This is a genomic window from Actinomadura sp. NBRC 104425, from assembly GCF_030269545.1.
Classification (GTDB): Bacteria; Actinomycetota; Actinomycetes; order Streptosporangiales; family Streptosporangiaceae; genus Spirillospora; species Spirillospora keratinilytica.
On the sequence record NZ_BSTN01000108.1, the window covers coordinates 1 to 476 of the forward strand.

The 476-nt window shown below is 68.3% G+C and carries 1 protein-coding gene; it reads left to right on the forward strand.

The genetic code is table 11. The features are described from left to right. A partial coding sequence (locus QSK22_RS33325; RefSeq protein WP_285498487.1) for an AAA family ATPase occupies positions 1 to 476 on the forward strand: 476 nt, incomplete at both ends.

Sequence of the window (476 nt, forward strand, 5' to 3'; positions counted from 1 at the left end):
CGGGAGAAGGAGTGGAAGGCCGGCGACATGGACGTCGTCGCCGAGGTCACCGAGGAGCTGATCGCCGAGGTGCTGGCCACCGCCACGGGCATCCCGGTGTTCAAGCTGACCGAGGAGGAGTCCTCGCGGCTGCTGCGCATGGAGGACGAGCTGCACAAGCGCGTCATCGGCCAGCACGATGCGATCAAGGCCCTCTCCCAGTCGATCCGGCGCACCCGCGCCGGTCTGAAGGACCCCAAGCGGCCGGGCGGGTCGTTCATCTTCGCCGGGCCGTCGGGCGTGGGTAAGACCGAGCTGTCCAAGACGCTGGCGGAGTTCCTGTTCGGGGACGAGGACGCGCTCATCCAGCTGGACATGAGCGAGTTCATGGAGAAGCACACCGTCTCGCGGCTGTTCGGCTCCCCGCCCGGCTACGTCGGGTACGAGGAGGGCGGCCAGCTCACCGAGAAGGTGCGGCGCAAGCCGTTCTCGGTGGT